This is a genomic window from Eggerthella hominis, assembly GCF_014287365.1.
In the GTDB taxonomy this organism is placed as follows: Bacteria; Actinomycetota; Coriobacteriia; order Coriobacteriales; family Eggerthellaceae; genus Eggerthella; species Eggerthella guodeyinii.
Genome location: NZ_JACOOA010000009.1, coordinates 104,349 through 125,690, shown reverse-complemented (window position 1 = coordinate 125,690; position 21,342 = coordinate 104,349). Strand labels below are relative to the sequence as shown.

The 21,342-nt window shown below is 65.7% G+C and carries 19 protein-coding genes; 2 read left to right on the top strand and 17 right to left on the bottom strand.

All coding sequences use genetic code 11. From position 1 onward, the window contains the following. Positions 1-365: 365 nt before the first annotated feature. The 5 genes from groL to H8S61_RS15930 all read right to left on the bottom strand — a co-directional run bounded on the left by groL (position 366) and on the right by H8S61_RS15930 (position 6,288). Positions 366-2,000, bottom strand: a complete 1,635-nt coding sequence (gene groL / locus H8S61_RS15950) for a chaperonin GroEL (RefSeq protein WP_154332360.1) — start codon at positions 1,998-2,000, stop codon at positions 366-368. 96 nt (positions 2,001-2,096) lie between these two features. Then, on the bottom strand, positions 2,097-2,384 hold the full coding sequence (locus H8S61_RS15945; protein ID WP_101720770.1) for a co-chaperone GroES: 288 nt from the start codon (positions 2,382-2,384) through the stop codon (positions 2,097-2,099). A 267-nt stretch (positions 2,385-2,651) separates the two neighbouring features. Next, positions 2,652-3,344 (bottom strand): response regulator transcription factor, encoded by a 693-nt coding sequence (locus H8S61_RS15940; RefSeq protein ID WP_186939674.1) that lies wholly within the window; start codon positions 3,342-3,344, stop codon positions 2,652-2,654. After that, positions 3,345-4,601 carry a sensor histidine kinase gene (locus tag H8S61_RS15935; protein ID WP_186939673.1) on the bottom strand — a complete coding sequence of 419 codons (1,257 nt, stop codon included), beginning with the start codon at positions 4,599-4,601 and terminating at the stop codon, positions 3,345-3,347. Positions 4,602-4,671: 70 nt separating this feature from the next. Next, positions 4,672-6,288: a LuxR C-terminal-related transcriptional regulator gene (locus H8S61_RS15930; protein WP_186939672.1), complete on the bottom strand. Its 1,617-nt coding sequence runs from the start codon at positions 6,286-6,288 to the stop codon at positions 4,672-4,674. Between the two features lie 181 nt (positions 6,289-6,469). Here H8S61_RS15930 and H8S61_RS15925 point away from each other — a divergent pair, with 181 nt between their 5' ends. Beyond that, positions 6,470-7,975 (top strand): FAD-dependent oxidoreductase, encoded by a 1,506-nt coding sequence (locus H8S61_RS15925; protein WP_186939671.1) that lies wholly within the window; start codon positions 6,470-6,472, stop codon positions 7,973-7,975. A 78-nt stretch (positions 7,976-8,053) separates the two neighbouring features. Here H8S61_RS15925 and H8S61_RS15920 read toward each other — a convergent pair whose 3' ends face one another. From H8S61_RS15920 to H8S61_RS15875, 10 genes are all read right to left on the bottom strand, one after another. Continuing rightward, a complete protein-coding gene (locus H8S61_RS15920; RefSeq protein ID WP_255466663.1) occupies positions 8,054-9,652 on the bottom strand; it encodes an FAD-dependent oxidoreductase in 1,599 nt (532 codons plus the stop codon). Between the two features lie 196 nt (positions 9,653-9,848). After that, positions 9,849-11,396 carry an FAD-dependent oxidoreductase gene (locus tag H8S61_RS15915; RefSeq protein ID WP_186939669.1) on the bottom strand — a complete coding sequence of 516 codons (1,548 nt, stop codon included), beginning with the start codon at positions 11,394-11,396 and terminating at the stop codon, positions 9,849-9,851. A 31-nt stretch (positions 11,397-11,427) separates the two neighbouring features. After that, a complete protein-coding gene (nadE, locus tag H8S61_RS15910; RefSeq protein WP_186939668.1) occupies positions 11,428-12,246 on the bottom strand; it encodes an NAD(+) synthase in 819 nt (272 codons plus the stop codon). Positions 12,247-12,250: 4 nt separating this feature from the next. Further along, entirely contained in the window at positions 12,251-12,904 is a 654-nt protein-coding gene (gene hypB, locus H8S61_RS15905; RefSeq protein WP_160941062.1) for a hydrogenase nickel incorporation protein HypB, read from the bottom strand. A 2-nt stretch (positions 12,905-12,906) separates the two neighbouring features. Beyond that, positions 12,907-13,287 carry a hydrogenase maturation nickel metallochaperone HypA gene (hypA, locus tag H8S61_RS15900; RefSeq protein ID WP_186939667.1) on the bottom strand — a complete coding sequence of 127 codons (381 nt, stop codon included), beginning with the start codon at positions 13,285-13,287 and terminating at the stop codon, positions 12,907-12,909. A 161-nt stretch (positions 13,288-13,448) separates the two neighbouring features. After that, the gene (gene tatC, locus H8S61_RS15895) at positions 13,449-14,285 is read right to left on the bottom strand and encodes a twin-arginine translocase subunit TatC (protein ID WP_154332369.1); all 837 of its coding nucleotides are present in this window, start codon (positions 14,283-14,285) and stop codon (positions 13,449-13,451) included. A 3-nt stretch (positions 14,286-14,288) separates the two neighbouring features. After that, complete coding sequence (locus H8S61_RS15890) at positions 14,289-15,086, bottom strand: Sec-independent protein translocase subunit TatA/TatB (protein ID WP_186939666.1); 798 nt, start codon at positions 15,084-15,086, stop codon at positions 14,289-14,291. A gap of 440 nt (positions 15,087-15,526) precedes the next feature. Continuing rightward, complete coding sequence (locus H8S61_RS15885) at positions 15,527-15,727, bottom strand: CASC3 protein CASC3 (protein ID WP_154332371.1); 201 nt, start codon at positions 15,725-15,727, stop codon at positions 15,527-15,529. A 3-nt stretch (positions 15,728-15,730) separates the two neighbouring features. Continuing rightward, positions 15,731-17,086, bottom strand: a complete 1,356-nt coding sequence (locus H8S61_RS15880; protein ID WP_186939665.1) for an amidohydrolase family protein — start codon at positions 17,084-17,086, stop codon at positions 15,731-15,733. Between the two features lie 126 nt (positions 17,087-17,212). Next, positions 17,213-19,399 carry a HelD family protein gene (locus H8S61_RS15875; protein ID WP_186939664.1) on the bottom strand — a complete coding sequence of 729 codons (2,187 nt, stop codon included), beginning with the start codon at positions 19,397-19,399 and terminating at the stop codon, positions 17,213-17,215. A 140-nt stretch (positions 19,400-19,539) separates the two neighbouring features. Here H8S61_RS15875 and H8S61_RS15870 point away from each other — a divergent pair, with 140 nt between their 5' ends. After that, positions 19,540-20,286, top strand: a complete 747-nt coding sequence (locus H8S61_RS15870) for a class I SAM-dependent methyltransferase (RefSeq protein WP_186939663.1) — start codon at positions 19,540-19,542, stop codon at positions 20,284-20,286. A 64-nt stretch (positions 20,287-20,350) separates the two neighbouring features. Here H8S61_RS15870 and H8S61_RS15865 read toward each other — a convergent pair whose 3' ends face one another. Beyond that, entirely contained in the window at positions 20,351-20,719 is a 369-nt protein-coding gene (locus H8S61_RS15865) for a hypothetical protein (RefSeq protein WP_186939662.1), read from the bottom strand. Then, complete coding sequence (locus tag H8S61_RS15860) at positions 20,716-21,222, bottom strand: helix-turn-helix transcriptional regulator (protein ID WP_186939661.1); 507 nt, start codon at positions 21,220-21,222, stop codon at positions 20,716-20,718. Before H8S61_RS15860 ends, H8S61_RS15865 begins: the two co-directional genes overlap by 4 nt. Positions 21,223-21,342 lie beyond the last annotated feature (120 nt).

Below are 21,342 nucleotides of genomic sequence, written 5' to 3'. Positions count from 1 at the left end.
GCCCCTCCCGGGGCCCCGTCGCTTTCGGTTCCACCCGAAGCGCAAGGAGATATATTACGCGCCCGTCACCCCGCCGTCAAGAACTATTTTCCAGTTTCTCGAGAATTTTTTCCGCGGGCCGCTTTCGCGTGCTGCGGACCGGGGGTTCCGGCACTGCCTCGCCTCTCCCGGGGGAAGGCAGCTTGCATATGCTACAGGCTCGCGGCCCCGAACGCAAGGGCGAGTTTCGGGAAACCTGGAAAAGATTCGGAAGGGCCGTTCACAACAGGAGGAAGCACGCGTCCCTGGAAAGCACCCTACTATAAAAGAGGGAGACGGCCAGCGGCCGCCTCCCTTGATAAAGCACGTTGCGCGTTGCGCAGGGCCTACATCATACCGCCCATGCCGCCGGCACCGGCCATAGCAGCCATGGCCGCCGGATCCGGGTCCTTCGGGATCTCGTTGATGGTGGCCTCGGTGATGAGGATGAGGGCCGCAACGGAGGCAGCGGACTGCAGAGCCGTGCGGGTCACCTTCACGGGGTCGTTGACGCCCATCTCGATCATGTTGCCGTACTCGCCGTTGGCACAGTTCAGGCCTTCGCCAGCGCCCATGCCCTTGACGTGCTCGACCACGACGCTGCCCTCGAAGCCAGCGTTCTGGGCGATGGCGCGCATCGGAGCCTCAAGCGCCTTGCGGATGATAGCCACGCCGACCTCTTCGTCCTTGTCGGCCGTCTCGACGTCGTCGAGCTTCGGCAGGACGTCGACCAGCGCCACGCCGCCGCCGGCGACGATGCCCTCTTCGACCGCCGCGCGGGTCGCCTGCAGGGCGTCCTCGATGCGGGACTTCTTCTCCTTGAGCTCGGACTCGGTCGCAGCGCCCACCTTGAGCACCGCCACGCCGCCGGACAGCTTCGCCAGGCGCTCCTGCAGCTTCTCGCGGTCGAAGTCGGAGTCGACGCGCTCGAGCTCGGCCTTGATCTGGCTGATGCGGTCGTCGATGGCCTTCTTGTCGCCAGCGCCGTCCACGATGAGGGCCGTGTCCTTCGTGACCTTGACCGTCTTGGCATGGCCCAGCATGTCGATGCGGGCATCGGCCATGGTCATGCCGAAGTCCTTGTCGATGACCTGCGCGCCCGTGACGGCCGCGATGTCCTCGAGGATGCGCTTGCGGCGGTCGCCGAAGCCGGGGGCCTTGATGGCGACGCAGTTGAACGTGCCGCGCAGCTTGTTCAGCAGGATGGTGGCCAGCGCCTCGCCCTCAACGTCTTCCGCGACGATGAACAGCGGACGACCGGACTTCATGACCTCTTCCAGCAGGGGCACCATATCCTGGATGTTGGTGACCTTCTGATCGGTGAGCAGGATGTAGGGGTCGCTGAGCACGGCCTCCATCTTCTCCATGTCGGTGGCCATGTACGGCGAGATGTAGCCGCGCTCGTACTGCATGCCCTCGACGATGTCCATTTCGAGGCCGAACGTCTGGCTCTCCTCGACGGAGATGGCGCCGTCGTTGCCGACCGCGCTCATGGCTTCGGCGATGGCGTTGCCAATTTCGGCGTCGCCGGCGGAAATGGTGCCGACGTTCGCGATCTGCTCCTTGGTGGACACGGGCGTCGCGTCGGCCTTGATAGCCTCGACCACGACGTCGGTGGCCTTCTGGATGCCGCGGCGGATGCCGAGCGCGTCAGCGCCGGCGGTCACGTTGCGCAGGCCCTCGGACACGATGACGTCGGCGAGCAGCGTCGCCGTCGTGGTGCCGTCGCCGGCCACATCGTTCGTCTTCACGGCAACTTCGCGAACCAGCTGAGCGCCCATGTTCTCGATGGGGTCCTCGAGCTCGACTTCCTTGGCGACGGTCACGCCGTCGTTCGTGATGAGCGGAGCGCCGTAGGACTTCTCAAGCGCCACGTAACGGCCCTTGGGGCCAAGCGTCACCTTGACGGCGTCGGCCAGCTTGTTGACGCCGGCGGCAAGCGCGCTGCGAGCGTCGGCTTCGAACTTGATTTCCTTAGCCATGTTGCATGTATCCTTTCAACCGCGTTTATCAATAAAGGTAATCACAGGGTTTTTGTGGCGAGTCGAATAGCCGTCACAAAAAGCCGTCAGGTCGAGCTATGCGAATACAGCGTACAGATCGTCGCCGCGGAGGATCAGCACGTCCTCGCCTTCGACGTTGATCTCGGTGCCGCCGAACTTGCCGTACACGACCTTGTCGCCCACCTTTACGGGAACCGGAACGAGGTTGCCGTCCTTGTCGAGCTTGCCGTCGCCCACTGCCAGCACGGTGCCGCTCTGGGGCTTCTCCTTCGCTTCGGTCGCGAGGAACAGACCGGAGGCCGTCGTCTCCTCGGCCTCGTCCTGCTTGACGATAACGCGATCACCCAGAGGTTTCAAATTCATAACGTTGCCTTCCTTTCGTCCGACGTATGCACGAACCCGGTTTGCCGCATGTTCGCTATTTAACCACTCGTTGGTGGTGACTGCTAGCACTCCTCGGTAACGAGTGCTAAACATTGCGTTATCATAGCATCCTCATCACTGAATGCAAGGGGATTGGAGGAAATCTGAGCGCTCGTGACTGAGATTTTGCATAATCGTCAAACGATCATCACAATTGGCAAACGGGCGACTGCCGCAGCCTTGCGCCGCGCCCAGGAGATGGGGCGTCTAGCGCGAAAACGCTCCGGGCTTCACGAGGCCTCCTTCGTAGGCGCGCACGACGAGCTGGGCACGATCGTGAGCGTCGAGCTTCGCCATGATGCGGGCGAGATGGGTTTTCACCGTTGCGGGCGATATGAACAGCTCGGAGCCTATTTCATCGTTCGTGAACCCGCGCGCCACCAGGGCGAGGATCTCGCGCTCGCGATCGGTGAGGGCGCGCAGCCCGGCGGCCACGGCAGCGGCGCCGCCGAGCGTGGCGGGGCGGGTGGCCACGAACGTCTCGATGAGACGGCGCGTGATGGACGGCTCGATGAGGGCGTCGCCCTGCGCCACGACGCGCACGGCCGCGGCGATCTCGTCGGGCTCGGCGTCCTTGAGCAGAAACCCGCTGGCACCGGCGGCCAGCGCGTCGTACACGTATTCGTCGAGGTCGAACGTCGTGAGGATGAGCACATGCACGCCTTCGAGCGCGGGGTCGTCGTGGATGGCGCGCGTGGCCTCGATGCCGTTCATGCGCGGCATGCGGATATCCATGAGCACCACGTCGGGATGCAGCCGCGAAGCCAGTTCCACCGCTTCGTGGCCGTCGCGCGCCTCCCCCACCACGTCGATGCCGTCGTAGGACATGAGGATGAGCTTGAACCCGCTGCGGACGAGATCCTGATCGTCTGCAACCACCACGCACACGCGTTCTTCCATTTACGCCTCCGCTCCCTTCGTCGGCAGGCACGCGACCACGCGGAAGCCTCCGCCCGCCCGGTCGCCCGCCGCGAACGTGCCTCCCAGCAGGTGCACGCGCTCCGCCATGCCGGCGATGCCGTGGCCTTCGCCATCGGCCGCCTGGGGCAACGCGCCCGCAGACGCCGCCGATGCCGACAAGCCGCATCCGTTGCCGTCGTCTTCCACCACGAGGCGCGCCTTGCCCGCCTCGACCGTCAAGCGAATGGACACCGTGCGCGCATGGGCGTGCCGCACGATGTTCGTGACCGCTTCGCGCGCGATGCCGAACAGCGCCATGTCCACATGCGCGGGCACGTCCGCTCGACAGTAGCCCTTCGCTTCGAGCGTGGCTTCGATGCCCGCATCGCACAGGTACGTCACGAGGTCGTCCAGCCGATCGGTTCCCGCCGTGGGCGCCGTCTCCGCCGCGTCGTCTCCGCAGCGCAGCACGCCGATCATGCTGCGGATATCGTCAAGCGCGCTCTTCGCGGTGGCGCGCACGGTGGCGATGGCCTCCTTCGCGGCAGCGGGATCGCGGTCGATCATGCGCTCGGCGGCGGCTGCCTGGATGCTGACGGCCGACAGCGAATGCGCCGTGATGTCGTGCACCTCGCGCGCGATGCGCACGCGTTCTTCCTCCACGCGCCGGGCCGCCTCCTCCTCGCGCGTGCGCTCGGCTTCGACGGCGCGCTCCTCGGTGGCCTTCACGTATGCGCGATGCGTGCGGTAGGCGTAGCCGGCCAAGCCGGCGGCCACCACCATCGCGATGTTCTGGAAGCGCGTGAACAGCACCATGTTGGCCGTGCCCGCATGCGGGTCCGAGAACATGAGGCCCGCCACGGCCAGCACCACCGCGACGACGGCCTCGGTGCGGCCGCGCTCGCTGGCGATGGTGTAGATGGCCACCACCGGCCCGACGATGGTGAGCGAGAATCCGTTGAACGCGTTCTGCAGCCCCAAGAACGAGACGAGGCAGAACAGAAACACGGGCCAGGGGAAGCGGCGGCGCACGATAAGCGGCAGCGTGGTGATGGCCAAAGCCACGAACACCTGCACGTTCGGCACGGCGTCCACCATGCCCAAGTACTGGCGCAGGCCGAAGTCGGAGATGATGATGTTCGACGCCGCCAGCATCAGCTGCACGCTGCCGAACAGGAACGCCAGCGCCGTGACGGCGGCGTCGATGCCCCAGTCCTTGGGGCTCATCGGTCGATTGTTCACCAGAATGGTATCCATGGCCTCATACTACGCGACCCGTCGAGACTCTGCCATACCCCAGGCGATGTATGTTGCCGGAAGGTGGGGCTCAGCGCTCCAGGAGGTCGAGCAGCTCTTGGCGCGTGTGCACGCCCAGCTTGGAATAGATGTTGCGCACGTGGCTGCGAACGGTGTTCTCGGTGACGAACAGCACGTCGGCGATGTAGGCCTTCGTGCGCCCGCGCGCGAGGTAGCCGAGAATCTCGGCCTCCCGATCGGTGAGGCCGCCCTCGTGCGCCACCGCGGCACAGCGCGCATCGAGCGCCGTCTCGCCCTCGGACACGGCAGCCGCCCCGGCGTCGGCGGGAGCGACGGGACCCGTCGGCGCTTCGACCTCCCCCGGTGTCGCGGACGCTTCTTCCGCGCGCCGACGCTTGCGGTCGCGCGAGAAGAACACGAGCGCCATGCACAGCGCGTACAGCACCACGACGATGATCACGAGGTAGCGCATCGTGTGCTCCGCCTCGTCGCTGGGACCGCCGCCCGCCACGCCGGCCGCGTACCCCGCCAGCAGCGCGACGACCAGGCACACCCGGGCGACTCCCATCGCCACGCCCATCAGCACGTACGGCGACACCTTCCGCACGTGCGCCACCTCGGCCACGAGGTACGTGATGAGCAGCGCGACGAACCAGTAGCTGCCCAGCAGCAACAGCGAGAACACGAGGTTGTACTGCTCGCTGAGAAACGGGAGGAACACGAGCATCGCAGCCAGCACGGGCATGACCACGCCCGACACGGTGGACACCTTCGGGATGCGATGCGCCACGAACACGATGAAGCAGAACACGACGATGGCGCCCACGATGGCGGCGATGGACACGGCGCCCGAGCCCTCGAAGTCGATGGAGCCCGCCAGCATGAAGCTGTTGAGCAGCCCGATGACGGCCTCGAGCACGAAGAACGCCACGAGCGAGTCGCCCAGTTCCAGGAATGCGTCGCGGTACGCGCCCCACCGCGCGCGCAGCGACGCGCCCAGCCCCGTGCGGGCCGGCTCTTCGGCGGGAAGCTCCTTGACCGGAAGCGCTCCGCCGGCCGCCTTTCCCTCCGCCTCGCCCTCGTCGCTCGCAGCGCGCAGCTGCCGTCGCACGAACCAGGCGCATCCCGCCATCACCACGAGCAGCGCGCAGCTCAGGCGCATCTGCGCGTCGCCCGACAGCGGAGACAGCGCCGACGACACCACCACGTTCAGCAGCATGCCGAGCGCGATCTGCACCACGATGACGCTGGGTTTGCTGGCCGCGAACGCCTCGATCCAGAACAGCGACAGCATGACGCTTCCCGCACCGTACAGCACGCCGGGCACCAGCAGCGCGACGTCGGAGGGCAGCGCCAGCACCACGCCCAGCAGCGCGGCCAGGTTCCCCGCCAAAAGCAGGGCAGTCGGCAGTGCGAACGGCATGGTGTTCGGCTTGATCCTCCCCGTCAGCGCCAACGCCACGGCCACGGCCGCGCACACGATGACCGAGCACGCCACCACCACGTTGAAGAAGAGGTCGGGCACGAACACGAACGGCGCTTCGACGAACGCGAACGCGGAAAGGTAGGCGTTCGAGTTCACGCCGCGGTACAGGCCGAAGCCCACGATCACCATGGCCGAAAACACAGCCGGATGAGCGCGCGACCGCGGCACCTGTTTCTGGTTGTTCCCTCCCGTTTCCCTCATAGGGGGCATCATACCGGAAACGGCGGGCACCCATGAGGCAAACGCACAGGATTCCGGCCGTCCGAGGACAATATAGTCCGAAACGGACGGTGACGAATTCCCTGATCGAACGTAGGGTGAACCCGTCGCCACGCAAGCGGCGGCACGGAGGGATCACCACGCAACAACAGGGAGGAACGCTATGAAAACTGCAATGGATCGCCGCAATTTCTTGAAGGCCGCCATCGCTTCGGGCGCGGTCATCGCCGCGGGCGGCGCGCTGGCAGGATGCTCGCCGAGCGGCGGGGCGTCGGACGGGTCGGGCGACGCGAACGCGGCCGAGCAGGTGGTGGGCACCGCGCCCGTCTCGTTCAGCGAGGAAACCGACGTGCTCATCCTGGGCACGGGCATCGCCGGCATGTCGGCCGCGATGGACCCCGTCGAAGCGGGCCACAAGGTCATGCTCGTGGACAAGCTGGAGCGCGTGGGCGGCGAAAGCTTCATCGCCTGCGGCGTCATGAACGTGTCGGGCAGCAAGATGCAGAAGGACGCCGGCATCGAGGGCGATCCCGAGGAGAAGTGGAAGGCCTACCAGCCGGTGCTCGAGAAGAAGGGCGAGACCGACGACATGGAGTACAAGCACCGCGTGTACGTCTACCAAACCGAGTGGGCCGACCGCGTGGCCGCCGACTACGGCGCCGTGTTCCAGCCTATCACCGACTACATGAACACGGGCGCTCCCACCTCGATGCTGCTGCCGGGCAACGGCATCGGCGACATGACCCAGGTGCTCACGCCGCTGCAGAAGGGCCTCGAGCAGAAGGGCGCCACGTACAAGCTGAACCTGCGCGCCACGAACTTCATCGTGGACGGCGAGGGCGCGCCCATCGGCGTGCGCTTCAACGACGAGAAGAACAACAAAACCGTCGACATCCGTGCGAAGAAGATCATCGTGGCCACGGGCGGCTTCTCGTGCAACCAGGAGATGGTGTCCACGTACCTGCCCAGCCAGGCGCGCTTGGGGCCGCTGACCGTGAACTCCATGGGCGAAGGCCACCAGCTGTGCAAGGCCATCGGCGGCGAGTACACGCACATGGACATGGAAGCCAACCGCATGAGCGACCTCGCCCAGGTGACGGTGTGGGGTTACTTCTCGCCGCAGGTGCAGGTGACCCCGCAGGGCCGTCGCTTCATCAAGGAAGACCAGAGCCACGACTCGCCCGACGCAGCCGCCGAACTGGGACTGGGCTTCTGGTGGACCATCTTCGACGATCAGACCGTCAACGGCAGCCAGAAGTGGAACGTCGAGATGAACATGAAGAGCAACGCCGATCGCCTCGTGGGGCCGTGCGCCACGCTCGACGAGCTGGCCGCCGCCATGGACGTGCCGGCCGACACGCTGAAGGCCACGTTCGAAACCTACGATGCCATGGTGGCCGCGGGCGAGGACACCGAGTTCGGCAAGAAGCTGTTCCTGCAGTCGTTGTCCGCGCCGTTCTACGCCATGAAGCACTTCCCCTACCGCTACAAGACGCACGGCGGCATGAAGATCACCACCGACAGCCAGCTGACGGACAAGGACGGCACCCCCATCCCCAACGTCTACTGCGCCGGCTCCACCGTTGCCGACAGCGGCAGCGACCTCAGCCCGAACGCGGGCAGCGGCCTCATCTCCGGCAAAGCCGTCGTCGAGGCGCTCAAGGCGTAGGGCATCGGACCCCCTCCCCTCAACACGGAAGGCTCCCGCAACGGGAGCCTTCCGGCGCGTTCTCTATCGGCGCATCCCCTACCGCTTCAGGTAGTCCATCACGGCGTTCGCGGATTCTCGGCCGCTGTTCACCTGGTTGCCGAACGCGGTGCCCGGCATGTTGATGGTGTACACGTTGCGATACAGCATGTTGCCGTCGTTGCCGATGGCGTACAGGCCGTCGATGGGGTTGCGGTTGCCGTCCAGCACGCGGCGCTGCTTGTCGGTGGTGATGCCGCCGACCGAGAAGAAGTAGCTGTACGACAGCTTGGCCAGGTAGAACGGCGACGTCTCGATGGGCACCATGAGGTCGGCCGCCTTGCCGAAGTCGCTGTCGGAGCCGTCACGGCACAGCTCGTTGTAGTGGTCGATCGTCGCCTTGAGCGCGTCGGCGTCGAGGTTGAAGTTGTTCGCGAGGGCCTCGATCGAGTCGCCCGCGTACAGGCTGCCGCCGCCGTTCGAGGCGAGCGCGTCGTCGAACATCTTCTTCGCGTCGTCGTCCTTGCCGAAGAACTGGTCGAAGATGGTCTGGTCGAACACCACGAAGTTCTCCTTGTTGCCCTTGCCGGGGATGCACTGCAGCACGAGGTTGTCGGCCGTGAGGTTCTCGCGCGTGTACCGCTGGCACGCCTCGTTCACCCACAGCACGGGCCCACCGGCCGCGATGCCGAAGTAGCCGTTGATGGGGTTCTCGGCCGCATCGTGGAAGTCGATGGGCGGGAATGCCTCGATAGCGTACAGGATGGACTGCGCCGAATCGGCCATGAAGTTGAGCGCGCCGTTGTCCATGGCGAGGCGATAGCCGTCGCCCGCGGCGTTCGGCGAACCCACGATGTGCATGCCGTCGGTATTCCATCCCTGCTCGGCAATGACCTCCTCGTTGCCGCCGAAACCGCCCGTGGCGAACACCACCGCCTTGGCGTTGTACTGCAGCACGCCCTCGTCGCCGTCGGCGTATGCGCCAACGATCTTGCCGTCCTTCATGATGAGGCCGTTCACCGTGGTCTTGAGGTGCAGCTGCACGCCCAGCTCGTCGAGGCGCGCCTTCATCGGCTCGACGTAGCCCACCGCGGCCTTGTTGTCCTTGAACCAGTGGAACGTGGGGAACAGGCCGCCGTAGTAGTCGTCCACCGTGCCGGAGTACATGACGCCCTGCTCGATGCACCAGGCGATGTTGTCGGCCGACTTGTTCACGAGGTCGAGCCACAAATCGCCGTTCTGGCGATGCTGGCCGCGCGTGAGCTCGGCTTCCACGATCTCGGCGGGCTGGATGTCGATGCCCTGCTCGCGCTGCAGCGTCGAGTTGACGGCGAACATGCCCTCGACGAAGCTCGCATTGCCGCCCACCTGATTGTTCTTGTCCACGAGGATGAAGTTCGTGCCGTTGAGCGCCGCCTGCACGGCGCACGCCAAGCCGCTGCCGCCCGCGCCGACGATGAGCAGGTCGGTGTCGTAGGTCTTGTCCACCTTGCCGGGCGCCTTGTTGCCGGGCACCGCGTCGCCGTTCGTGCCGGTACCTGTGCCGCCCGCATCGCCTTGGCCGGTGTCCTGCGGCGGCGTCGCGCAGGCGGTCAGGCCGCCCACCATCGCCACCGCGCCGGTGGCGCACGCGCCCGTCAGAAACGCGCGACGCGACATGCCGCCTCCGCGCTCAGCCTTGCTTTCCCCGAACATAGAAGACCTCCAATTCCGTATCCGTCGCTGGTCAGACGACACGCAGGCGCGCCGCATGCAGCTTCAAGTAGGTATGGAGACATTGTGTCATGCGTCGATTGAGGCCCGGTTGCCGCGGCTTTGCACCTTGGCAACCCGTCAGCAACGAGGGAGGTTGCGATCAGGAAGCATCCTGCGGCGCGGCGGCGTCCTCGGCATCCTCGGCATCGAGCGCGGCGGCAACCGCCTGGCCCACCAGCATGCCGAACGCGCCGTTCGACGCGAGGCCGCCCACGCTCGACGCGGCGGCCGCGCCGCAGCAGTACACGTTGGGGATGACGGCGCCCACGATGCTGAGCACCTGGCCCGTCTTGTCCGTCTTCACGCCGCCGCTCGACTTGTACCGCTGCGGCAGCTGCTTGAGCGCGTAGTAGGGAGCTTCGAGCTCGTCCAGATACAGGGTGCGGCCGAAGTCGGCGTCCTTGCCGTCTTTCACGAACCCGTCGTAGCGGTCGAACGTCTCGTTCAGAACGTCGGCCGAGACGCCCATGCCCGCGGCCAGCGCGTCCAGATCGTCGAACGGGCCGATGAGGCGCTTGGTGTTCTTGCTGGCCACCTCTGCGATGCTGCGCGACTGGCCGCTCTCGGTAAGCTGCTTGCCGAACACGGTCCACCAGTAGCCCCGCTCTTCGGAGAAGCAGGCGCCGGCCGCGGCGTTCGCGTCGTCCTCGCGCGCGAAGCGCTTCCCCAACGCGTCCACGATGACCGTGGGGCCGAACATCCCCCACGCGGTGGCCTGCGGCAGGTTGCTGGTGAGCGGCGCGGCTTTGTCCATGTCCAGCAGTTGGCCGCCCAGCAGCGCGCACAGCTGCTGGCCCTCGCCCATGGAGGCGACCGTGTAACAGCCCACGCGCTCGTAATCGGGCGTGTTCGCATGCACGAGCGGCTGGCTGCTGGCGAAGCCGCCCGTGGCGACGACGATGCGGCGCGCTCGGACGTCGAGCACCGACGTGCCCGATTCCACGCAGAAGCGCATGCCGCATGCCGCGCCGCCCTCGTTCAGGATGAACGCGATGGCTCGATGGCCGGTCGAGAAGGTGGCGCCTTTGGCGGTGAGGCCGTCGCGCAGCGGCATCATGACGCTCTGCATGTCGCCGAGGCCGTTCTTCGGCAGCATGACCGACGTGTTCACCTTGCCGTCCACGTAGGTTTTCGGATCGGCGAACTGCGCGTTGTAGTCGGACGCCAGGCGATTGGCCCAGTCCGTCGCGGCGGCGAACAGCGTTTTCGCGAACTCGAGATCCTCGATGCCGGCGGCGCTCAGCTCCTTCTTGCGCGCCTCCCATGCCTCGTCGACCGTGGTCTTCACACCCGCGCCCTGCTGTACGTCGGTGCCGGCGATGCGCATGACGCCGTTCGATTCGTAGCTCTCGCCGCCCAGCAGGTCGAGCTTCTCCACCACCATCACCGAGCGCTTCGCCTCGAGCGGGTCCATGGCGGCCGACAGGCCCGCCACGCCGCTGCCCACGATCAGCACGTCGACGTCGGCGTCGAACGAGATGGCCGGCTGGCCCATCACGCTCGACTGCCCAGCGGTTTCGTTCGCTTCGTTCGCGGCGGTCAGGGGATTGTCCGGCAGCTTTCCCGCCTCGCATGCACCGAGGGTTCCGCCCACGGTGAGCACGGCAGCGGACAAGCCCGCAAGTTTGAAGAACGCGCGGCGCTCCATGGCGGAAGACCTCCTTTACTCGGTTCGCTGGCTAGACGTAGAACGCCGCATCGGGGCTCGGGGGCTCGAGAGCGCGTTTGAACGCCGTCGCGCGCACCGTTCGCAGCACGCGCTCGACGTCGGCGGCGTCGAACCCTTCGGCCGCGAGCGCCGTCGCGTCCAGCCCGCGCTCCACGTGCGCTTCCAACAGACGGTCGAGCGTGGCGTAGTCGATCCCCATGCTCTTCTCGTCCTCCTGCTCGGGCGACAGCTCGGCGCTGGGCGGCTTCGTGAACACGTGCTCGGGAATGGGAGGCGTCGTGCCAGCAGCTTCGGCCTGGTCGTTGCGCCAACGGGCCACCGCGAACACGTCGGTTTTGTACAGGCCGCCGATCGGCGCGAACGCGCCGGCCGTGTCGCCGTACAGCGTGGAATAGCCCATCATGGCCTCGCTCTTGTTGCCCGTGTTCACGAGCATCCACCCGTAGGCGTTCGACAGCGCCATGAGGCACACCATGCGGCAGCGCGCCTGCGTGTTTTCGGCCGCCAGCCCCTCGAGCTTGCCGCCGCACGCGTCGGCGAGCGCGGCCTCGAACGCCCGGTACGGCTCGGCGATGGACACCGTGCGCGGCTCGAGGCCCAGGTTCCGCGCCAGCTCGAGCGCGTCGTCCACCGAGTGCTCGGTGGAATACGGCCCCGGCATGAGCACGCCGTGGACGTGCTCGGCGCCGAGCGCGTCCACGCACATGACGGCCACGAGGCTCGAGTCCATGCCGCCGGACAAGCCGATCACGACGTCGGTGAACCCGGCGCCGTCCATGAAAGCCTCAAGCGCCTCGACGCAAAGGCGATACCGTTCGCTGTTCTCCATAGCGTTACTGGATAGCGCGGATGCGGTCGGCCAGCCATTCGGTCCAGGCTTCGACGCCGTCGCCCTTCGTGGCGGCGATCGGGAAGATGGGCGCCTGCGGGTTCAGCTGCGCGACCGCCTCGTCGAACGCCGCGCGGTCGAAGTTGAACACGGGCATGGTGTCCACCTTGTTGAGCACCACGGCCTCGGCCACCTGGAACACGCCGGGGTACTTGAGCGGCTTGTCGTCGCCCTCGGGCACGGACAGGATCATCACCTTGGCGTTTTCGCCCAGATCGAAATCGGTGGGGCACACGAGGTTGCCCACGTTCTCCACGATGATGAGGTCGAGGCGCTCCAGGTCGAGCACGTCCACGGCGCGCTTGATCATCGCGCTTTCGAGGTGGCACGCGCCGCCCGTGTTGATCTGCACGGCGGCGATGCCCTGCGCCTTGATCTTCTCGGCGTCCACGTTGCTGGCGATATCGCCCTCGATGACGGCGATGTTGAACTCGTCGCGCAGCGCGTCGATGGTGGCCAGGATGGTGGACGTCTTGCCCGAACCGGGGCTGGCCAGCAGGTCGAGCACGAACACGTGGTTGTCGGCGAAGCGCTGGCGCAGCTCGGAGGCGATCGCGTCGTTCTTCTGGAGGATCGGCTGCTTCAGATCGATTTGCATGGTTAGTCCTCGTTCTCCTCGTCATCGTCATCATCGTCGGGTATGTCGACTTCAATCGAGTCGATTTGCAGCTCGCGGCCGGCTATGAGCTCGGTGGCGAAGCTGTTGCATTCCGGGCACAGCATGTGGAACCGGTCGTGCCCGTATTCGGCACCGCATTCCAAGCAGCGGCTCTTCGGTCGCACCATGGTGATCTCCAGCTCGGCGCCTTCGCAGAGCGTGCCTTCCGACAGGGCCTCGAACGCGAACATGAGCGCGTCCTCGATGGCCTCGGTCATCTCTCCCACCGACAGGCTCACCTTCAGCACGCGCGTGGCCCCGGCCTGCTGCGCCGACGCCGTCACCGCGTCCATCACGCCCGTCATGATTCCCAATTCGTGCATGACGCTCCTTCGCGCTTGATCCACCTTGCATCGTTCGTGCCTATAGTAGCCGAAGAGCCGCGGCCGTGCAGGCATCGATGCGTCAACGGGTGCGAATGCTGCCCAGAAAACGCACAAGGCCCGCCGCTGTGCGACGGGCCTTCGACAAGGTACGGTTCGGACTACTTGGCCTTCTTGGCCTTCGTCTTCTTGAGCGCCAGCTCCTCGGCACGCTCTTCGGCCTCTTCGGCATCGAGCTCTTCGGTCTGCTTCTTGATGCGCTTGCTCAACACGACGCGAGCGATCAACAGGCTGCCCTCGTACAGCACCAGCAGGGCGGCGAACATGAGCAGCATGGTGACCGGGGACGCGTCCGGCGTGGCCATGGCCGAGATGACCATGAGCACGACGTACACCGTACGCCAGCTGCCGCGCAGCTTCTTGTACGGAACGACGTCGAAGATGACGAGGTAGAACACGATGAGCGGCAGCTCGAACGCGAAGCCGAAGCCCAGCTCGAACTTGATGATGGTGTCGATGTACGTCGACGCGCGCGGCACCACCTCGCCCAAGCCCGCGGCCTGGTCGGTCAGCCACTGGAACGCCGGGTCAAGGATGATCAGGTAGCAGAACACCGTGCCGAACACGAACAGCGCAACCGCCGCAGCGAACGTGGGGACGAACCACTTGCGCTCGCTGGGCTTGAGGGCCGGCAGGAAAAACGCGAGGATCTGCCAGAGAATGACGGGCGAGCAGGCCACGATCGAGGTCCAGATGGATATTTTGAAGCGCGTCGCGAACGCCTCGAACGGATCGAGCACGATCGTACCCGACAGCAAGCCGTCAACGCCGTCCGGCAGGTACGGAGAAATAGGCTGGAGCAGAAATTGGCTGATAACGGGCGTGGCCATGTAGAACACAACCACGGCGATAGCGAGGCACGCGATGATGCGCACGAGACGCATGCGCAGCTCGCCCAGGTGATCGAATAGGGGCATTCGAGCCGGTCCGACGGGCATGGCTTATTCCCCCTTCTCGTTCGTGTTGGATTTGGTCGTCGCTTCGGCCGCCTTCTTGTTCGCAGCGCGCGTGGCCGCAGCCTTCTTCGCCGCCGCCGAGCGAGCCGCAGCCTTCTCGGCGTCGGTCTTGGCAGCAGGCTTGGAAGCGGCCGCAGCCTTCGCGGCCGTGGGCTTCGCGGCGGGCTTGGCTGCGGGCTTGGCGGCTGCAGGCTTCGCGGCCGCGGGCTTGGCCGCGCTCTTCGCGGGCGCGGGAGAGGCCGCCGGCTTCTTGGCGGCGGGCTTCGTGCCGTAGAGCTCGTCGGGCGACGGCTTCGGCTTCGCGGTGGTCGCGGCAGGCTTCGTAGCCGGCTTCGTCTCCGCGGGCTTCGCCGCTTCCGGCTTGGCGAACGATCCGTCGGGCTTGGCGACCGGCTTGGCCGCAGCGGCCGTCGTCGCGGCGGCGGCAGTGGTCGCGGCAGCCTCGCCGCTTCCGGCCTTCTCGGCCTCGGCGGCCTTCTTGGCCGCGCGTTCCCTGTCGTACCTCGCCTTGCGCTCGGAGAAGCTCTCGGTCTTCTCCTCCTTGTCGTCCTTGCCGATCTCGCCGACCTTCGACAGCGCCTCAAGCGGGTTCTTGAACGGCTCGTCGGACGTGGGGTCGTAGACCTCCGTCTTGATGACCTTGTTCATTTCCTCTTGAGCGCTCCGGAACTTGTTGATGGCTTTCCCCAGCGTCTTCGCCATAGCAGGCAACTTGTCGGGTCCGAAGATCAGAAACCCGAACAGCAGAATGAGGAATAGCTCGAATCCACCTATACCAAACAAAGCAAACCCCTTTGTGCGGTTACTCTTCTCTCGTTTCCACGCCCCATGCGCGGCAACGATTTATAGTATCACAAACCTGCCCCCTGCACCCAAACGAGATAGCTCTACAGAAAAAGCATGACGAATGGCACGACGATGCACCCAACGAACACCGATTGAGGCGTACACCGTTTGAACTGGATCGGAAAAGCGGACCGCGCGCGCCCTTCGTGTCACAAAAATCACCGCTGTGAAGCCCCTCCCCCGGCGAGCGAGCGACGTCGATGCCTGCGACCTGGTAAAACGACGGCTGCATGCCGATGCATCGCGAGCGCAAAGCGGCGGAAAGACTCGAAAGACACCGAAATCGCTTCACAGCGGTGATTTTTGTGACACGAAGCCTCGTTTTAGCGGCGACACGCCCTCCGCGAAAGCGGAGGGCGTGTCGCGGGTCGGCTCCTTTACGAGCCGTTCCCGAGAAAGGCGAGCGCCACCGTGGGGATGCCGAGCGCCAGCACGAGGATGACGCACACGACGATGGTGAAGATCTTCTTCGTGCGCGCCGCCGCCTCGCGACGCTCTTTCTCCTTGCGCTCGCGCTCCTGTGCGGCACGGACGCGTTCGCTCTTCTGCTGAGCCGTCAACTTCTGGTTCGTTCCCATGGATTACAACCTCAACTTACCGCGGATCTCGATGACGCGGGCGATGTTCTTCGCTACTTCGACGCCCACGTTCCACTTGTTCTTCTCGTACAGCGCGACCCCGTTCACCATCGTCATGAGGATGTCGGCACCGCTGCAGGTGTTCACGACGGCCGACACCGGGTCGGTGGTGGGCGTCTGGTGCGAACCGGACAGGTCCACGGCGATGATGTCGGCCAGCTTGCCCACGTCGAGCGAGCCGATCTTGTCGTCCAGCCTGAGCGCGCGGGCGCCGCCGATGGTGGCCATCTCCAGCATGGTGGCCGAGTCCAGGAACTCGCCCACGTTCACCGCGCGCTGCACCAGCATGCCGATGCGCATCTCGGTGAGCATGTCGGTGGAGTCGGTCGCGGCGGGCGAGTCGGTGCCCATCCCCAAGCGCAGGCCGGCGCGCATGAACTCGTTGATGGGCGCCACACCCATGCCCAGCTGCGCGTTGCAGCGCGGGCACACGGCCACGGCCACGTCGTACTCTTTCAGCTTCTGCACGTCCTTGTCGTCCACGTGCACGCAGTGGATGGCCAGCACGTTGTCGGACTCGAACGCGCCCCAGTTCAGGGCGTAGCGCACGGGCGTCGTGCCGGTGGGCAGCCACGGCGGAATCTCGACGAAACCGCGCTTCTGGTCCATCGTGTGCACCGAGAACGGCGACGAGCCGTACTTGATGAAGTTGTATTCCTCGCGGTTGCCGGCCATGTGCATGGCCACGGGCACGTTCTCGCGACGCGCGAACTCCGACACTTTCGTGAACACGGAGGGGTGGCACGCGTACATGGCCGCGGGGGCCACGCCGATGGTGATGCGGTCGCCGTCCACCTCTTCGCGCCAGTGCATGATGTCGTTCTCGGCGATGCGCATGGCGTAGTCGACGCGGCGCTTGTCCATGGCGCCCACTTCGCGGTAGATGACGCTGCGCATGCCCAGCTTCTGCGTGGCGGTGCAGGCGGCGCCGGTGGTGGTGATGTCGGCGACGCAGGTGATGCCGCTCGACAGCGCCTCGAGGCCTCCGAGGATGGCGGAATCGTACCAATCGCCCACGTCCATCTTGGCGCTTTTCTCCACCATGGACGTGATCCAGGTGGTGTACGGCACGTCGTGCACGATGCCGCGCATGACGGAGTTCTCGAGATGCGTGTGCAGGTCGACGAGGCCCGGCATGAGCGCCGCCTGGCCGAAGTCCGCCACTTCTTCGTCGGGATAGCGCAGCTTGAGCATCTCGGCCGTGCCGATGTCGCGGATGACGCCGTCGCGGATCAGCACCGCGCCGTTCTGGAACGGCTCGGACGTGATGGGAAGAATGTATTGTGCGCACAAAAGCATGTCTGTCCCGCCAATCTCTTAGAATAATCGCATGATGCGTATCATAGCATTCCCTGTCCCCTCTGCGGCAAACGCACACAGGGGAATCGGCAGCCGTCCGCACGGAATCGCCCCGAAGGGGCGGCGTCAGGAGCGGTCGGCCAGCAGAGGCGTGACCTCGCCTTGCGCGAGCAGCGTGATGGTGCGCGTGGCGCGCGAGATGGTGGTGTACAGGCGGCGGCGCGACAGCGGGTCGTCCGGGAACGTCTGCGCGCTGGCGTCGGGGACGATGACGTGGTCGAACTCCAACCCCTTCGCCAAGCGCAGCGGCACGAGCACCACGCCGCGCGCCGGCAGCGTCGCGGACGCGTCGATGAGCGCGGGGGCCGCATCGCCCAACGCTTTCTGCAGCTGCTTGGCCTGGTGCTTCTGGGGCACTATCACCGCGGTCAGCCCGTCGTTTTCGGAGGCTTCCGCGATGGTGCGGCGCAGCGCGCGGTCGTATTCGTCGCGGTCGGCGTACGCGCGGATCACCGGCGCGGTGTCGGCGCGCTGGATGGACGAGATGCGCAGACGCTCCTCGGAGCTGAGCAGGCTGGCGAACAGCTGCGTGATCTCGGGCGTTGAGCGGTAGCTGGTCATGAGGCGGCATTCCTCCAGCGGGCCGCGCGCCTTCCGGAACAGCGCGCGCACCTCGTCGAAGGTGGCCGTGCCCGGCGCGATGGCCTGGTTCCCGTCGCCCAGCAACAGGAAGTGGGCGCGCTTGAAGTAGCGCGCGAGCACGGCCAATTGAGCCACCGTGTAGTCCTGCACCTCGTCGATCATCACGTACTTCGCGCTCGGGTTGCCGAGGCCCGTGAGCGCCATCTTGAGGTAGAGCCATTCCACCGGCACAAGGTTCTCCACGCCCAGCAGGCGCATGCCGATGCGATCGATGCGCAGCCAGTCGTCGTTCTCCACCGCGCGGCGCGCAGACGCGAAGCGGGCGTCCACGTACTGCTGCCCCATGGCGCGCACCTGGTTTTCGTCGTGCGGGTCGAACGTCTCGTGGAACAGGTCGACCTGCTCGTCGGGAGCGAGTTCCGCGATCTCGTCGAGCACCTTCTCCGACGATGCCAGCTGCTTGAGGCGGCTTTCCAGGCGTTCCAGCAGCTCCTCGCGCATGAGCGTGACGAGATGCGGGCCGGCGGGGATGTTCTTGAACTTCGCGGCCACCTGGAGGATCTGGCCGACGGTGACCAGGCGCTCGCCGTTGATGCGAAGCTCCTTGAAATCGTGCTGGTCGAACGTGAACGTGGCGCAGGCGGCGTCGATGCGCTCGAACGTGTCGAGGGACGCGGGCGCCTGCCCGCCGGTGCGGTCGGGCGGCATGAGCCCCTGCAGGAACTCGTCCCAGGTGAGGCATTCGGGGTTGCGCTCGCCCAGGTCGGGCAGCACGCCTTCGATGTAGTGCTCGAACACGGGGTTCGGCGTGATGAGGAACACCTCGCTGGGGTCGAGGCTCTCGCGCTGCTGGTAGAACAGGTAGGCGATGCGCTGCATGAGCACGGACGTCTTCCCGCTGCCGGCGATGCCGCTCACGAGCAGGGTCGGGACGTCCTCGTGGCGGATGACGAGGTTCTGCTCCTTCTGGATGGTGGCGGTGATGGCCTTCATCTGCGCCGTGCGCTGCTTCGTCAGCGAGGCCAGCAGCATGGCGTCCTGGATGGCGACGCTCGTGTCGAAGTAGGCGTTCAGCCGGTCGGCCTCGATGTCGAACTGACGACGCAGCTTGAGGTCCACGTGGATGGTGCGCCCGTTGGCCTCGTAGGACGTGGGGCCGTTCTCCTGGTTGTAGTACACCTCGGCCACCGGCGAGCGCCAGTCCACCACGAGACGGCGGTACGCGTCGTCGGAGATGCCGGCCGTGCCGATGTAGAGCTCCTTGGGCTTCTGGCCGGGCTTGAGCTGCATGACCACCTTCGCGAAGTAGGGCTGCCTGAGCAGCACCTGTATGCTCGTGAGCTTCTCGGCATCGACGGTTTGCGCGAGGTTGTACGCATCGATCACCCGGTTCACCGTGGCGAAGTCGGCGTAGGTTTCCATGGCGTCGGCGTAGCTGGCGAGGTTCACCGTCAGCTCGTCCACCATCGCCAGCTTGTCGGCGGCGGCGTCCTTGCTGTTCCGCTCCATCTTCGCCAGCAGGTCGCGGCCCATGGTCTGCAGCGTGGCGTACGTCTCGCTCAGGTGGCGCTGCTCCGCCTCGAACACCGGGTCGGACTCGGGATTGAGCTCGGGGCTGGGTTCGGGGCTGGTTTCAGGGCTGGCCGTGGGATCTGTGTGCTCGTGTTCCAAAAGTGCTCCTCTGTCTCCTTCGTGGGTTCGGGAGATTATACGCTCGGCCCGTGGAAAAAAGGAGCCTGTTCTTGGCAGGTTCCTTTCCTGTATAATAAGGTTACACCTTCCAATCTTTCCTGATTAACGGAGCATCACCTGTGAGCATCGATACCGCTACCGGCAAGGAAGCGCCCGCGGACATTTCGTCCGAACGCGTGAAAGACATCTTCTCCTCCATCGCCAAGAAATACGAGCGGTTCAACGCCGTGTCGAGCTTCGGCGCCTACAAGGCGTGGTTGGCCGGCATGATGCGCCAGGCGCCCATCGGCGCGCACGCGGACGTGCTCGACATCGCGGGCGGCACGGGCGATGTAACGTTCACCGTGGCACACGCCAAGCACCCCCGCCATATCCAGTGCACCGACCTCGTGAACGAAATGCTCGACGTGGCGCGCATGCACTACGCGGACGGCAAGGCCGAGGGCGTGCCGGTGGACTTCGAGGTGGTGGATGCGCAACACATCCCGTACGACGATTGCTCGTACGACGCCATCACCATGGCGTACGGCATCCGCAACATGCCCGAGCGCGACCAAGCGCTGTCCGAGATGTTTCGCGTGCTGAGGCCCGGCGGCGCGCTCGTGTGCCTGGAGTTTTCCACGCCGCCGAACGCCGTGTGGCGCGCATTGTACGGTTTCTACCTCAAGCACCTCATCCCCTTCTGGGGCGGGCTCATCACGGGCGACCGCGAGGGCTTCGTGTACCTGTCGCGCTCCATCAAGGCGTTCCCCGATCAGCAGGGGCTGGCGACCATGATGGAGAAGGCCGGGTTCGAGAACGTGACCTGGAAGAACTACACAGGTGGCATCGCCGCCGTGCACGTCGCGACGAAGCCGGCAGCGTAGGAGAGCCGCAGTTCGCCGCATGGAACCCGCGGCACACCGGGAAGCCGGGAACAAAGCGCAGGGGCTATCCGGTGATTTCCGCTACGGACTTGATGTCGGCTACGCGGAACAGGCGTTGCGTGGCGCCCTTGGCGCCGAAGGGAGCGGGGCACTCGATGAGCGCCCACTCGTCGTCGGAGTCGAGGACGATTCCGTTGCCTTGCGCGCTCGATGCTCCTGCATCGGCGAAGATGCGCCCCGGCGTCCACAAGGTGAAGACGCATGCGCGACCGTGCAGTTCGCGCAGCTGAGAGGCGATGCGTGCGGCGTTGTCCTCCCGCTCGCGCTCCCAACGCGCGGTGAAGCTGTCCTGCGAAGCGGCGTCCTTCTTCGGCAACCTGCTGAGCACGAATCCGAGCTGCACGATGACGATGACCAGCAACAACTCGATCATGATGCCGCCTCCTCGTCGTCGCTCGGCCATGCGAGCATGCTGTCGATCGCGTCGACATCGATGAGGCGTACCGCCGTCTCCTTCTTCGACCGGAACGCGCCGCTGCGAAGCTCGCACTCGACACGAAGCCATTCGTCGCCGACGGCGAGCACGCGAACCTTGTCGGGCATGGTGGCGGGATCGTAGAAATTCAGTTCGCCGAATACCGCTCGGTAGCAGATGCGGCAGCGCTTTCCTTCGAGGCGCTTGAGGACGTGCAGATCGCGCGGCTCCCTCGTGACGCGATCGGGGTCGGCCATCACGACTTCCACGTCGTCGGCCACGAGGTCGTCCAGGCTCACGCCGTAGAGCCGCGCAAGCTCGCTCGCCTTGTCGAGCGCCGGCGCGCCCTGGTCGCATTCCCAATTCGAGACGGTCTGGCGCGTCACGCCCAGCGCGGCGGCCACCTGCTGCTGGCTCATCCCCCGCTTCTTCCGCAGCTTCATCAGTTTCTCGCCCACCATGCCGTTTCCTTCCGCAGCGGTTTCATCACAATCATTCTCGCTGATCAGAGGCGCGGATTGAAGCAAATATTCCCGGCATTTCGGCAAATTCGTTTGGCGGGCGGGGTTGCGCGGCGCAGG